Raw genomic sequence first — 14,153 nt, 5'->3', positions numbered from 1 at the left:
TATAACTTACACCCACAATGACTAAAACAAGCAACCAGTTTTCTCAATCACTCATTTATATGCTCATTGGTAGTGCCATTATTTTGGCTCTTTCATTAGGTGTTCGTCATGGTTTCGGACTTTATCTGGTCCCAATGAGTCATGATTTTGGTTGGGGTCAGCATGTTTTTAGTCTCGCAATTGCTATGCAAAACCTAATTTGGGGAGCTGTGCAGCCTTTTACCGGTGCAATCGCAGACAAATATGGCAGTAAAGTTGTGGTTGCTGTCGGCGGATTACTTTATGCGCTTGGTTTACTCTTAATGGCTTTTAGCTCAAGTGTACTCATTTTGAATTTGAGCCTAGGTCTTATTATTGGTTTAGCTTTATCAGCCACTTCATTCACAGTATTACTTAGCGCAGTAGGCCGAGCTGCTCCGCCAGAAAAAAGAAGTATGGCAATGGGCATTGCCAGTGCAGCTGGTTCTTTTGGCCAATTTATTATGCTGCCTTCCACCCTTCTCTTACTTAAAACAGTGGGATGGTCGTCAGCTTTAATAGTAAGTGCGCTGTTAATCGCTCTTATCATTCCTCTAGCATGGATGTTAAAAGGGCCAAGCAACCAAGCCCCCAAAGCAATTGCTCAACCTCAGCTCACCTTTAAACAAGTACTGAATATTGCTAGAAAACATAAGCCGTTCTGGTGGTTAGCTTTAGGTTTTTTAGTGTGTGGATTCCAGGTTGTTTTCTTAGGTGTCCACCTACCAGGCTATTTAATCGATCACGGCTTTGATGCAGCCACAGGTACAGTATTTCTTGCTTTGGTCGGGTTGTTTAATATTGTGGGAACTTACGGTGCAGGTTGGTTGGGAGACCGTTTCTCGAAACCTAAATTATTAATGGCACTTTACGGAAGCCGTGGCATCTCAATCATTGCCTTTCTATTATTACCTTTAAGCACTTATACGGTCTATACTTTTGGCATCATCATGGGACTTCTATGGCTCTCTACAGTTCCGCTTACAAACGGCATTGTGGCAAATATGTTTGGTGTTAAATATCTTTCAATGCTGAGCGGAATCGTGTTTTTCACCCATCAAGTTGGTTCTTTCTTTGGCGGTTGGCTTGGTGGTGTTAACCATGACTTAGCAGGTAATTACAATGCGATTTGGCTCTGCTCTATTGCATTGAGTATATTAGGGGTAATCGTACATTTCTTTGTAAATGAGGAGGCTGTTATTCATGACGCATAATGCCTTACTTTTGAAAACAATTATGACTTTCTTCATTGCCGCTCTTCTGGTTCTTTCTATCTTATTATGGAAGCAGACACCTGATTTATTTGAATATTTTAATCAAGCATTTTGTCCACACTAAATAGATGAAACACGGAAATCACTCTGCACATTGTCATAAAAATATAAAAATCGTATGGTCTAATGAAAATAAAAAAGCCCGCAAGTTTGCGGGCTTTTTTATGAAAAACTTATTTAAAATCAAAATAAACGATTCATACCATTAAGTGCAGCTACACGATATGCTTCAGCCATTGTTGGATAGTTAAACGTCGTTTCAACAAAATATTTCAAGGTATTATTTGGGCTGTGCATAACTGCCTGCCCAATGTGGATAATTTCGGCAGCATTATTACCAAAACAGTGAATACCTAAAACTTCTAAAGTGTCGCGGTGGAAAAGTATCTTCAACTCACCCACGGTATCACCCGTAATTTGTGCACGTGCTAAATGTCGGAAAGATGCCTGTCCCACTTCATATGGAATTTTCTCTTCCGTTAATTCCTGTTCATTCTTACCAATCGAAGAAATTTCAGGAATTGTATAGATACCTGTTGGAATATCACGCACTGGCTTCGCATCTTCACCACTCATGTTCGCACCAGCACAGCGTCCTTGGTCATAAGCAGCCGAAGCAAGTGAAGGCCAACCAATCACATCACCAGCAGCATAGATGTTTTCAACTTCAGTTTGATACTGATCATTTACAGAAAGTTGACCACGACTATTTGGTACTAATCCGACATTTTCAAGGCCCAAACCTTCTGTATTTCCTGAACGGCCATTACACCAAAGAATCGCATCAGCTTTAATCTTTTTACCACTTTGTAAGTGTAAAACAACGTGGTCATCAAACGTTTCAAGATGATCCATTTGCTCGTTGTGGCGAATTAACACCCCTTGCTCACGTAAGTGATAAGACAGAGCATCAGCAATTTCATCATCTAAATAACTTAATAGTTTTTGCTGAGTATTAATTAAATCAACTTTATGGTCTAAACCAATAAAGATTGAAGCATATTCACAGCCAATAACGCCTGCGCCGTAAATAATGATTTTTTGAATTGAATAATCAAGATCAAGAATTTTATCTGAATCAAATACACGAGGATGGTCAAAGTCGAGACCTTGTGGATGATAAGGACGACTACCTGTCGCAATCACGATTTGCTTACAGATAATTGTTTCTTTAATGCCTTCATGGCTAAAAACTAAAACTGTATTTTTATCTTGAATATATGCACGGCCATGGAATACACCGATTTTGTTGCGATCATAAAAGCGTGTATGTGTATCAACTTGTTGTTGAATTACTTTGTGTGCATTACGCAAAACCTGCTTCATGGTGAACTGTTTCCATTCACCTACTTTTTGAAACATTGGATCACGTTGATAGCGGATAATACTAGATACTGTTTGACGCAATGCTTTACTTGGAATAGTCCCTACGTGAGCACAGTTACCACCAAGTTGATCACGCACATCTACAATTGCAACACGCTTACCCGCTTTTGCAAGCTTCATTGCCGCGCCTTCACCTGCAGGTCCAGAACCGAGAACTACCGTATCGTACTTAACGAAATTCCCACTAACGACCTCTTTTTTACGTGGCATTGAAAGCTCCTTCCTCTCTTGAATGACCATATTTTATAATAGATTATGACTAATATGCGGTGAATTTATGTATTTCTCAACCCTATATTTCTGAATAACCACATTTATTATATGAATAGTTATTTTCCGCTATTAACCAAAGAACTCCGCTATAATACAATGTCAATGTCTCTATAAACGAGTGGAAAAGTTAAATATGTCAGAACACCGTAAACCTGAACAGGGTGTAAAACTTCGTGGCGCAGAAAAAGTCGCAAGAATTCCTGTAAAAGTTGTACCTACGGTTGAAGTGCCGCGTAAACCTGACTGGATTCGTGTCAAGATGACGGCACCAGAAGAAGTTCAGCGTATTAAAACGACTTTACGTGCTCAAAAACTCCATACCGTTTGTGAAGAAGCAGCTTGTCCTAACCTACCAGAATGTTTTGGTGGTGGTACAGCAACATTCATGATTATGGGCGATATTTGTACACGTCGTTGCCCGTTCTGTGATGTAGCACATGGTCGTCCAAATGCATTAGACCCTGATGAGCCTCGTCACATGGCAGAGACAATTGCCAATCTTAAGCTCAAATATGCAGTAATTACTTCGGTTGACCGTGATGACTTACTCGACGGCGGTGCACAACACTTTGTGGACTGTATTAAAGAAGCTCGTGCGCTTAGTCCAAATACATTACTCGAAATTTTAGTGCCAGACTTCCGTGGACGTATGGATATTGCTTTACGCATTATGACTGAATGTCCACCAGACGTATTTAACCACAACATTGAGACTGTACCTCGTCTGTATAAAGCCATGCGTCCAGGTTCAGATTACCAACATTCTTTAAACTTATTGAAAATGTTTAAAGAATACTGCCCTGACATTCCAACAAAATGTGGTTTGATGGTAGGTATTGGTGAAACTGAAGAAGAAGTGATTGCATTACTTGATGACTTACGTGCTCACGATGTCGACTATGTGACTATCGGTCAATATTTACAACCTTCTAAACAACACGCGCCAATTGACCGTTTTGTAACACCAGAAGAGTTTGAACGCTATGCAGAGCATGGCCGTAAACTTGGCTTTAGAAATATCTGGTCTGCACCAATGGTTCGTTCAAGTTATTTTGCTGATCGCCAATATCATGGTGAACCAGTACCAGAAGTTCGTCGTAAAGTAGATCCTGCTAAAAAAATCGCGGTTCAGGTCGTCGAAGCTTAATCTAGTAAATCTTTTTAAAAAGCCCTCTAATCTGAGGGCTTTTTATTTGTATAAGAAAATCAATAACATTTCTTGACAAATCGATAAAACAAGCCATTACACATTCATTTAAAAATATCTTATATCTAAAAGCACGATATATCCCTGCTCTAGCATATACATCAATTGCGACATAAAAAATTAAATTTAAACAGCATTAAAAAATTAGCTAGTTAAGCCTTAATCTCTCCTCGCTTTTTTGTAACTTCCAACTTGAGGGCTTATCTAGCAAGGAGCAAGTATGATTTTCCTACTCTTTGTTTTAAGTATTGTCATTCAGCTCATTGTAATATGGGCAATTTTCTTTTTTAACCTAAACAGAGTCATTGGCAGTGTTCTTATGATTGCGGTAGCCATACTTACTGCATTCATTTTAACGCCATGGTCATTACTCTTAGGTATTCCTCTTATTGCGCTGAGCATTATCATTTTGTTTAAACCTTTACGGTTTAACTTAATTACTCAACCTGCATATAAAACTCTGGCAAATTCAATGCCGAGCATCAGCACAACCGAACAAGAAGCTTTAGAAGCAGGAACAAGCTGGTGGGAAAAAGAATTGTTTATGGGGGCTCCAGACTGGTCGCAATTTGAAAAATATCCCTATCCTACACTTTCACAAGAAGAGCAAAGTTTTATCGATAATGAAGTTGAAGTGCTATGTAGTATGCTTGATGAATGGGAAATTCATCATCAATTAAAAGACCTTCCTCCTGAAGTTTGGCAATTCATTAAAGATAAAGGTTTCTTAGGCCTAATTATTCCAAAATCCTTTGGCGGTAAAGAATTTAGCTCATTTGCTCAAAGCCGCATTATGAGCAAAATTGCCTCGCGTTCGTTAACTGCTGCGGTGAGTTGTATGGTTCCTAACTCATTAGGACCTGGCGAACTACTCATGCACTACGGTACTGATGCACAAAAGCAGCAATACTTACCAGGCCTGGCTAAAGGTGAAGAGATCCCATGCTTTGGTTTAACGAGTCCAGAAGCAGGTTCAGATGCAGGTGCAATTCCAGATTCGGGAGTGGTTTGCTACGGCGAATATGAAGGCGCTCAAGTTCTTGGTCTACGCATGAATTTCTCTAAACGCTGGATTACGCTTGCTCCAATTGCCACCGTAGTTGGCCTAGCATTTAAGCTTTATGACCCGGAAGGCTTACTCGGCAATAAAAATAAAACCGAATACGGTATTACCTGCGCACTCATTCCTGCAAGCCATGCAGGTGTGAAAATAGGTGCACGCCATTATCCCGGCTCTCCATTTATGAATGGAACAGTAGAAGGTGAAGATGTCTTCATTCCAATTGACTGGATTATTGGCGGACAAGAAAATGCTGGTAAAGGCTGGCGCATGCTGATGGAATGCTTAGGCGTCGGTCGTGGCATTTCCCTTCCAGCATTAGCCACAGCCGCAGGTGAAATGAGCTATTTAACTGTCGGTGCTTTTGCAAGAATTCGTCAACAGTTCAATATTTCTGTCGGCAAATTTGAAGGTGTACAAGAAGCAAGTAGTGAAATTGCCAGTGATGCCTATATGCTTGAAGCATTCCGTTATTTAGTGACATGTGGTTTAAATCAAGGTGGAACCCCTGCCGTGATGACTGCCATGGCAAAATACTATGCAACTGAAACCATGCGTAAAGTGGTTAATCACGGCATGGATATTGCTGGTGGACGTGGTATTCAGCTTGGGCCCCGCAACTTCCTTGCACTTACCTATCAAGCTATTCCTATTGCAATTACAGTCGAAGGTGCAAATATTTTAACCCGTTCATTAATGATTTTTGGTCAGGGTTCAATGCGCTGTCACCCTTATCTTTTTGAAGAACTACAATTGCTTCAGTCTGATGACAAAGCCAATGCAGTTCAAAAATTCGATGACCTGTTATTTAAACATTTAGCCTATACCTTTAACCGTGGTGCAAAATCATTTGCTTATGGTTGGACAGGTGGTTCAAGTGATGCACCTCAATCATCAGATCAGTTCACTGCGAGTTACTATAAAACGATTAACCGTTTTAGTGCCAACTTCGCACTTGTTTCTGATATGTCGCTTGGCTTACTTGCCGGAGATTTAAAACGCAAAGAAATGCTATCAGGACGTTTAGCCGATATACATGCGCATTTATTTATATCTACTGCAATTTTAAAATTTTATGAAGCTGGGCAAAAAACTGAAGCTGAACAACTGCATGCCAAACTAGCACTACAAAAAGCATTCTTGAATATTCAGGAAGCATTTTGGGGGTTATTTGATAACTTCCCAGCCAAGTTTCCAGCAGCACTTGTAAAATGGATATGTTTCCCGTTAGGCCGCGTGATTTCAAAACCTGACGATGAGTTAAAACAACAAGTAGCTGAACTTATGATGGAAGAACATCCTTTTAGAGAGCAACTTAAACACCATGTGTACTATTCAACTGAACCTAATGACGTGACTGGACGTCTGGAACATACATTCCAGATTTTAAGAACCATCGAGCCGCTTTGGGATAAGTTTAAGAAAGCTGAATCTAAAGGAAAATTTACAGGGCTTACTTTTGAAGAGAATATTGCGCAGGCTACAAAAGAAGGCTTTATTTCTGATAGCGAAGCTCAACAATTGTTGCAATACAACGCAATTCGATTTGACAGCATGCTTACCGATGTTTTTGATGAAAAACTCGACAAGGATCTGCCTTTATCAAACCCTCATCAAATAGTGTGACTGATGCCTCCACCAATTCACTATTGCAATCATTTTTGATTCGCATTAATTAATAAATAACCATAAAAGCGTCACTCGACGCTTTTATTTTTAGGAGAAATTAATGTCTAAGCAAGATTACGAAAATGGATTAAAAGTACGCACAGAAGTGATGGGAGAAGCTTTTGTAAAACGTGCACAAGAAAATACGGTACCCTTTACCCAGCCCTTACAAGACTGGATTAATGAACATGCTTGGGGTTCGACTTGGCAGCGTGAAGGTGTGCTACCACGTAAATATCGCTCATTAATCACTCTAGCAATGTTAACTGCGCTTAAATCTCCTACCGAGCTTAAAGGCCATGTCCGTGGTGCACTCAATAATGGTTGTACAGTGGAAGAAATTCAGGAAACTTTATTGCATAGTTTGCCATATTGCGGTGCTCCTGCTACTCAGGAAGCTTTTCGCGCTGCTTTAGAAGTCATTCAAGAATATCAACAACAATAACTTTAATCTGAGCCAGAACTCTACTGGCTCACTTTGATCTAATTTAATGTAGTCGAATAAATATTTAAATTGCGTTCACCAATTATAATAGCCTGACGGCAAATTCCTTCTACATTACGCTGGTTCTCAAAAACTGTTGCCGACATCGGCTCAAAACTATCAAAAAAGCAAATTTCATTTTGATCTATAGAATAAACCAGTGACTGATTACCTACGCCATCTAAAGTGTCGTAGTACACAATCATCATTTTTCCATTATGAATAGTAGCTTGAATATCTTGATAGCTCAAAGCAGATCCTATTGGAATTTTTAGTACCTTTGCTTCTTTATAGCTCATGCGTTCGCTGGGGCTAATATTGGGATCATGATCTGAGTGAAAGGACACATCAAAACGAAATTTTTTTAAAGCAACAGCTAAAGCAATCGTATAGGTACCGTCTTGCTCATATCGGCAAACTTTAATCAACTCGGCAACATCAATTTGTACCCCATAATGCTTTAGTACCATCCAAACTGCGAAAACTCCACTGTTCGCTTCGAGATTTGCCAAAGATTCGGGAATATTTAAGGCCATAATTTAAATCTAAAGTCGTAATTAAGCAGATAATAAACAAAACTGGATTGGCACTAAAAGCTTTTCCAAGTACAATGTTTCGCTAGTCGAGGGATGCTGCGACAAATGATCGGCACTAAAGATCATTTTGCCAGGCTCGACGATCGGTTAAACACTCGTTTTAACCAACAACGGCATCCGCGAACAGAATGATCAATACTATTTTTTCCTAGGAGATCCTGATGAACGCGGTTAATGCTTCATTTACAGATTACAAAGTTGCTGACATCTCACTTGCTGACTACGGTCGTAAAGAAATCAAACTTGCTGAAGCAGAAATGCCAGCTTTGATCGGCTTACGTAAACGCTATGCAGCTTCTAAACCACTTGCTGGCGCAAAAATTCTTGGCTGTATCCACATGACCATTCAAACAGCGGTTCTTATTGAAACGCTTGTTGAATTAGGTGCTGAAGTTCGCTGGACATCTTGCAACATTTTCTCTACTCAAGACCATGCTGCTGCTGCAATTGCTGCTCGCGGTATTCCAGTTTTTGCTTGGAAAGGTGAAACTGAAGAAGAATATGTATGGTGCCTTGAACAACAGATCAATGTAAATGGTCAACCTTGGGATGCCAACATGATTTTGGACGATGGCGGTGACTTAACTGCTCTTGTTCATGAAAAATACCCTGCTCTTTTAGAACGTATTCACGGTATTACCGAAGAAACAACTACAGGTGTTCAACGTCTTATCGAAATGTGGAAAGACGGTTCTTTGAAAGTACCTGCAATTAATGTAAACGACTCTGTTACTAAGTCTAAAAACGACAACAAATATGGCTGCCGTCACTCATTAAATGACGCAATCAAACGTGCTACAGATATGTTGTTATCTGGCCGCCGTGCGCTTGTGATCGGTTACGGTGACGTAGGTAAAGGTTCTGCTCAATCTTTACGTCAAGAAGGCATGATCGTTCGTGTAACTGAAGTTGATCCAATTTGTGCAATGCAAGCATGTATGGATGGTTACGAAGTTGTATCTCCATACAAAAACGGCGTACAAACAGGTAAAAAAGAAGATATTAACCACGATCTTCTTGGCAACACTGACCTTGTTGTAACAACGACTGGTAACTACCACGTGTGTGATGCCGCAATGCTAGACAGCTTAAAAGCTGGTGCAGTTGTATGTAACATCGGTCACTTCGATACAGAAATCGACACAGCTTATTTACGTGGTTATAAGTGGGTTGAAGTTAAGCCACAAGTTCACCAAGTTTATCGTTCAGAAGACGAAAACAACTACCTTATCCTTCTTTCTGAAGGCCGCCTTGTGAACTTAGGTAATGCAACTGGTCACCCATCACGTGTAATGGATGGTTCTTTTGCTAACCAAGTTTTAGGCCAAATTCACTTATTCCAAGAGAAATTTGCTGACCTTCCTGCAAGCGAAAAAGCTGCAAAAATTCGCGTAGAAGTTCTTCCTAAGAAACTTGACGAAGAAGTTGCTGCAGCAATGGTTGCAGGTTTCGGTGGTGTACTTACTCAGTTAACTCAAGAGCAAGCCGATTATTTAGGTGTTGCTGTTGAGGGACCATTCAAATCTGACGCTTACAAATACTAAGAACTTAAGGGCAGACGGTGAACCGACTGCCCTTTTTTCTAAAAATCTTTCGCTGTTTACAAGGATTTGACATGACTAAACGTACACCTATTTCTTTTGAGTTTTTCCCGCCAAAAACTGATGCCGGTGCTGAAAAACTTCGTATTGTTCACCAAGAATTACAGCTATTAAATCCAGAGTTTTTCTCGATTACTTATGGCGCTGGTGGTTCTACTCGCGAACGTACACTTGCCGCTATTGAAGATTTCAACGGTAAAGGCACTCCTGTTGCCCCTCACCTTTCTTGTATTGGTGATGATAAGACGCGTATTGCTGAACTACTCGATTTATATAAAGCTCAAGGCATTGACCGTATTGTCGCTTTACGTGGCGACTTACCATCTGGACAGGTTGGTCTTGGCGAGCTTCCTTATGCTCAAGACTTAGTACGTTTTATTCGTGAGCACTCAGGTGATCATTTTCATATTGAAGTTGCAGCTTACCCAGAAATGCATCCTCAAGCTGAAAGTCTTGATTCAGACATCCAACGTTTTATTGAAAAAGTACAAGCTGGTGCCAATGCTGGAATTACCCAATTCTTCTTTAATCCAGATTCATACTTTTATTTTATGGAGCGTTTGGAAAAAGCTGGAATTAACATTCCGGTAGCTCCTGGTATCATGCCGATTACCAATGCAAGCAACTTAATTCGCTTTGCAGATGGTACTGGTGCTGAAATTCCTCGCTGGATCCGTAAGCAGTTACAAGCCTATGGCGATGACAGTGAAAGTATTAAAGCTTTTGGTCATGAAGTTGTTGTTAAGCTATGCGAACGCCTGATTGCAGGTGGTGCACCAAGCTTGCACTTCTACTCAATGAACCAAGTCGAACCAACTCGTCAACTTGTTGTTGATCTTGGTTTAAATTAATTTTGTAAGGCGTACCCAATGAATCGTTTTTTTATCGAAACTGAACTTACAGTTGGCTCAACAATTCAGCTGACTGAATCGGTATTCCATCATTGGGTACGTGTTTTACGTGCACAAATACAAGAACAAGCGACTCTATTTAATGGGCAAGGCGGAGAATATCTCGCAACATTGACCGAAATTAATAAAAAAAATGCATTTATCACAATTGAGAGTTTTAATCCTACAAACCGTAACGCTCCTTTTAAAGCTATTCTTGGTCAGGTCATGAGTAAAGGTGACCGAATGGATTATGCTATTCAGAAAGCCACTGAACTTGGTGTTAGCAAAATTCAGCTTTTAACCAGTGAACGTTGTGAAATGCGTTTGAAATATGACCGAGACCAAAAAAAATTAGACCATTGGCAAGCTGTTGCGATTGCAGCATGTGAGCAATGTGGACTTAACTTAGTCCCAGAAGTTTTAGCCCCTATTTCGCTTAATGAATGGCTAAGCTCTTCTGAGCTTCCTGCATCTAAATTTGTTTTGGCTCCTGAAAAAGAACAAAAAGATGTATTGTCAGGGATTCAGCCTGACCTTGCCCTATTAATTGGACCAGAGGGTGGTTTAAGCGAAAATGAAATTACGCAAGCGAATCAAGCTGGTTTTATGAACTGGTGTATTGGAGATCGTGTATTACGCACTGAAACTGCACCTGTTGTAGCATTATCTATTTTAAATTATCGGTTTTTATCCATATAAACTAATTGAACATTGATTAAATCAACAATTAAAGTTAACTTACTTTTACTGTATGAATATTAATTTAAATTTTTTTCCACTGATAAATCAGATTCTTTCTGTATAAATGTAAAAAAATAGGATAGAAAAATCTTATGTCTGGCCTTCAGGAAGAATATTTACAGCATCAAACAAAAATTGAACAGCTCCGGCTCTCAATTCAATATATTCGCTGGTATCTGATTAGCCTAATATTACTTTGCCTAATTTCAGCCCTTATTTTCTCTTGTTACTTTACTTCTTACATTACAAAGTTTATTTGGTCAATTGGCTTTACCGTTTTAATTTTTACCTGTCTATTATTTATTCCAAAACTTTTAACACAATATCGCGATATTAATTTTATTAAAAAAACTGATTTGACCCTGCAAGCTATTTGTTTGCTCTCTGGAATTTTAATGGGAATAAATATAATTGTTCTTCATTTTTCGCTTCCAGCTAGCTTAATCTCCGTATCCGATGTTCATATCCTAATCGCCCTATTTATTACTTCAGCACACATTATTGGTCTTACTTTTTTAACTCAGCAGCCCCGATATTTTTATTTACTCTTTATTCCAAGTACAGTTCCACTCCTTATTAGTCAATTTACCCATTCTCAAGTCACCCAACTTCCTTTTTACTTTGCTTATAACTTAGCCTTTGTAGCAACTTTGCTTTGTGCATATGCAACTCAACGTAACTATCAAAAAATTTCTCAACTATTATTTAAAAATAAGCAACTTGTACAAGTCGCAGAACAGCATACTCAATGGGCTGAAGAGTTATGTGTACAGCTCCAACAAGAAGTAAATAAATCCAAAGATATTGAAGCACAGCTTCAATTTAATAATCATTTACTCGAACAAAAAGTACGTGAGAGAACATACGACTTAACCAAAATGAATGAGAGGCTTGAAAGTCATCGTCATAATTTAGCATTTGCCCATGAAACTGCAGGTATTCGACCGTGGGACTGGGATATTGAAAAACAAAAACTAGAAATCACTTTTTTTGATCAACAAAAACAAACGCAAAATACCTCTTTACATCTCAAAGCCATATTAGAGCGTATTCATCCGAATGACCGAAAATTATTTGATGAACGTTTAAAAGAACATTTGGAAGGAAAATCTGATCATTTCAATATTACTTTTCGTATTTTACGTCGTAATGGCTCTTGGCGTTGGATTCATGATGTAGGGCGTGTCATTAGCCGTGATCCTAAAACCAATAAAGCTTTACGCATGGTTGGAATGACCAGAGATATTCATCAGGAAAAAAAAGATCAAGAGCATCTAAGACTCTGCGCTATTGTGCTTGAACAAGCTGCTGAAGGAATTTTCATTCTAGATGAAAAACTTAATTATATTGATGTTAATCCTTATTATGAAAAATTAACTGGTTTTTCAAAATCTGAGTTATTAAATCAGCAGTTATTTAACATCGCAATAAATCAGAAATTGCAGCAACAACAGTTTCATGACTCAATTACCCAACAACTTCTTAAAACTGGTGAATATATGGGCCAGTTTGATGAAAAATTTGCTTCGGGTAAGAGTGTTTATTTATGGCTTCATATTAATGCGGTTAAAGATGAACACAATCAAGTCATTAATTATATTGGTTTTGCACGTGATTTAACTGAGCAAAAACGCCAAGAGCAACATTTATCTTATTTAAAAAATTATGATAGTTTAACTCACCTTCCTAACCGTTTTTATTATTACAATCAATTACATCAATATTTAGTCAATCCCTCTTATAGTTTTAAAAATCTGGCATTAATTCGAATTAATATTGATAGATTTAGAGCATTTAATGAGTTCTTAAATAATGATAGTGGTGACGAACTACTGAAACAATTTGCACAGCGTCTACGTCTCACCAATATTAATGCTATTTTAGTCGCTTATTTAAATGGGGATGATTTTGCGATTATTTATGAAATATCACCGATTCACCCAAATATTGAGCAATATTGCCAAAATATATTACAAGCTTTGAATGCACCTTTTTATATTGATCAGCAGGAATATTTTATTACAGCATCTATTGGAGTCGCTTGTTTTCCAGAACATGGCAGACAAGTTGACCATCTTAACAACCACGCAGAACAAGCATTGTCAGAAGCAAAACGTCTGGGCGGCAATACTATTAGCTATTATTGTAATAAAACAACAAATCCATATAAGACAGCCGATTTAGAACAAGAGCTCCGTAAAGCCATTCAAAATGATGAGTTCGTTGTTTATTACCAACCGAAAATTAATTTAAATGACAAATCAGTTAAGGGTTTTGAAGCTTTAATTCGCTGGCAACATCCTGAAAAAGGACTAGTTATGCCGAATATGTTTATTCCTTTTGCTGAACGTAGTAGCCTTATTTCTGATATCGGTAAAGTCGTTTTAGATAAAGTCGGCAAACAATTACAAGAATGGAAAAAAGCTGGCTATACAGATATCCAAGTCTCGGTAAATATTGTTGCCCAACAAATTCATCGAGGTCTCTTACTTAATGACTTGGATGAGTTTTTAGAACAATATCAGTTAGATGGTTCAAATTTAGAGCTAGAAATTACCGAATCGGCTTTATTAGACAATACTGATAATGTGAAAAAATTATTGCATTCAATTAAAGAACGCAATATTTCAATTGCACTCGATGATTTTGGTACAGGTTATTCATCTCTAGCTTATCTAACAGAGTACCCAATCGATATTTTGAAAATAGATCGAGCCTTTATTTCTAAAATTGGTGATCAAAAACAAGAAGCGATTGTCAATGCTATGATTGCGATGGGCAAAAGTATGGGATTAAAACTGGTTGCTGAAGGTGTTGAAACTGAGGAACAAGTCATTTATCTACAAAAACAACAATGTGATTTTTTACAAGGCTATTTCTTTAGTCGCCCACTCCATCCAAATCAGATTATTCAATATCTACAATCAAATACGTATATTTCATAATTGTTTT

At 38.5% G+C, this 14,153-nt stretch carries 10 protein-coding genes; 8 read left to right on the top strand and 2 right to left on the bottom strand.

The genetic code is table 11. From position 1 onward, the window contains the following. Window positions 1-17: 17 nt before the first annotated feature. On the top strand, window positions 18-1,232 hold the full coding sequence (locus tag J678_RS08015; RefSeq protein ID WP_017393155.1) for an MFS transporter: 1,215 nt from the start codon (window positions 18-20) through the stop codon (window positions 1,230-1,232). 243 nt (window positions 1,233-1,475) lie between these two features. Here the strand turns inward: J678_RS08015 and sthA are convergent, their stop codons facing one another. Beyond that, window positions 1,476-2,888, bottom strand: a complete 1,413-nt coding sequence (gene sthA / locus J678_RS08005) for a Si-specific NAD(P)(+) transhydrogenase (protein WP_002052850.1) — start codon at window positions 2,886-2,888, stop codon at window positions 1,476-1,478. Between the two features lie 196 nt (window positions 2,889-3,084). On the opposite strand from sthA, the gene lipA reads away from it, so the two are divergent. The 3 genes from lipA to J678_RS07990 all read left to right on the top strand — a co-directional run bounded on the left by lipA (window position 3,085) and on the right by J678_RS07990 (window position 7,331). Next, window positions 3,085-4,098 (top strand): lipoyl synthase, encoded by a 1,014-nt coding sequence (gene lipA, locus J678_RS08000; RefSeq protein ID WP_001289255.1) that lies wholly within the window; start codon window positions 3,085-3,087, stop codon window positions 4,096-4,098. A 280-nt stretch (window positions 4,099-4,378) separates the two neighbouring features. Next, the gene (locus J678_RS07995) at window positions 4,379-6,844 is read left to right on the top strand and encodes an acyl-CoA dehydrogenase (RefSeq protein WP_017393157.1); all 2,466 of its coding nucleotides are present in this window, start codon (window positions 4,379-4,381) and stop codon (window positions 6,842-6,844) included. Window positions 6,845-6,947: 103 nt separating this feature from the next. Next, complete coding sequence (locus J678_RS07990) at window positions 6,948-7,331, top strand: carboxymuconolactone decarboxylase family protein (protein WP_000043121.1); 384 nt, start codon at window positions 6,948-6,950, stop codon at window positions 7,329-7,331. A 38-nt stretch (window positions 7,332-7,369) separates the two neighbouring features. Here J678_RS07990 and J678_RS07985 read toward each other — a convergent pair whose 3' ends face one another. Beyond that, window positions 7,370-7,906, bottom strand: coding sequence for a cysteine peptidase family C39 domain-containing protein (locus J678_RS07985; RefSeq protein ID WP_017393158.1), 537 nt, complete (start codon window positions 7,904-7,906; stop codon window positions 7,370-7,372). Between the two features lie 221 nt (window positions 7,907-8,127). On the opposite strand from J678_RS07985, the gene ahcY reads away from it, so the two are divergent. From ahcY to J678_RS07965, 4 genes are all read left to right on the top strand, one after another. Beyond that, window positions 8,128-9,510 carry an adenosylhomocysteinase gene (gene ahcY, locus J678_RS07980; protein WP_002052729.1) on the top strand — a complete coding sequence of 461 codons (1,383 nt, stop codon included), beginning with the start codon at window positions 8,128-8,130 and terminating at the stop codon, window positions 9,508-9,510. 71 nt (window positions 9,511-9,581) lie between these two features. Then, complete coding sequence (gene metF, locus J678_RS07975) at window positions 9,582-10,418, top strand: methylenetetrahydrofolate reductase [NAD(P)H] (RefSeq protein WP_004707740.1); 837 nt, start codon at window positions 9,582-9,584, stop codon at window positions 10,416-10,418. A gap of 18 nt (window positions 10,419-10,436) precedes the next feature. After that, window positions 10,437-11,159 (top strand): 16S rRNA (uracil(1498)-N(3))-methyltransferase, encoded by a 723-nt coding sequence (locus J678_RS07970; protein ID WP_017393159.1) that lies wholly within the window; start codon window positions 10,437-10,439, stop codon window positions 11,157-11,159. Window positions 11,160-11,293: 134 nt separating this feature from the next. Then, entirely contained in the window at window positions 11,294-14,146 is a 2,853-nt protein-coding gene (locus tag J678_RS07965) for a putative bifunctional diguanylate cyclase/phosphodiesterase (RefSeq protein ID WP_006580666.1), read from the top strand. Window positions 14,147-14,153 lie beyond the last annotated feature (7 nt).

It is taken from the genome of Acinetobacter sp. 1424608, assembly GCF_000588255.1.
GTDB lineage: Bacteria > Pseudomonadota > Gammaproteobacteria > Pseudomonadales > Moraxellaceae > Acinetobacter > Acinetobacter nosocomialis.
This window is presented reverse-complemented; position numbering and strand designations above follow the sequence as displayed.

What these genes read in the sequence shown, in the direction of transcription:
- J678_RS08015 (WP_017393155.1), top strand. Translation starts at nt 18, where the DNA reads ATGACTAAAACAAGCAACCAGTTTTCTCAATCACTCATTTATATGCTC.
- J678_RS07965 (WP_006580666.1), top strand. Translation starts at nt 11,294, where the DNA reads ATGTCTGGCCTTCAGGAAGAATATTTACAGCATCAAACAAAAATTGAA.
- J678_RS07990 (WP_000043121.1), top strand. Translation starts at nt 6,948, where the DNA reads ATGTCTAAGCAAGATTACGAAAATGGATTAAAAGTACGCACAGAAGTG.
- metF (WP_004707740.1), top strand. Translation starts at nt 9,582, where the DNA reads ATGACTAAACGTACACCTATTTCTTTTGAGTTTTTCCCGCCAAAAACT.
- ahcY (WP_002052729.1), top strand. Translation starts at nt 8,128, where the DNA reads ATGAACGCGGTTAATGCTTCATTTACAGATTACAAAGTTGCTGACATC.
- sthA (WP_002052850.1), bottom strand. Translation starts at nt 2,888, where the DNA reads ATGCCACGTAAAAAAGAGGTCGTTAGTGGGAATTTCGTTAAGTACGAT.
- J678_RS07985 (WP_017393158.1), bottom strand. Translation starts at nt 7,906, where the DNA reads ATGGCCTTAAATATTCCCGAATCTTTGGCAAATCTCGAAGCGAACAGT.
- J678_RS07970 (WP_017393159.1), top strand. Translation starts at nt 10,437, where the DNA reads ATGAATCGTTTTTTTATCGAAACTGAACTTACAGTTGGCTCAACAATT.
- lipA (WP_001289255.1), top strand. Translation starts at nt 3,085, where the DNA reads ATGTCAGAACACCGTAAACCTGAACAGGGTGTAAAACTTCGTGGCGCA.
- J678_RS07995 (WP_017393157.1), top strand. Translation starts at nt 4,379, where the DNA reads ATGATTTTCCTACTCTTTGTTTTAAGTATTGTCATTCAGCTCATTGTA.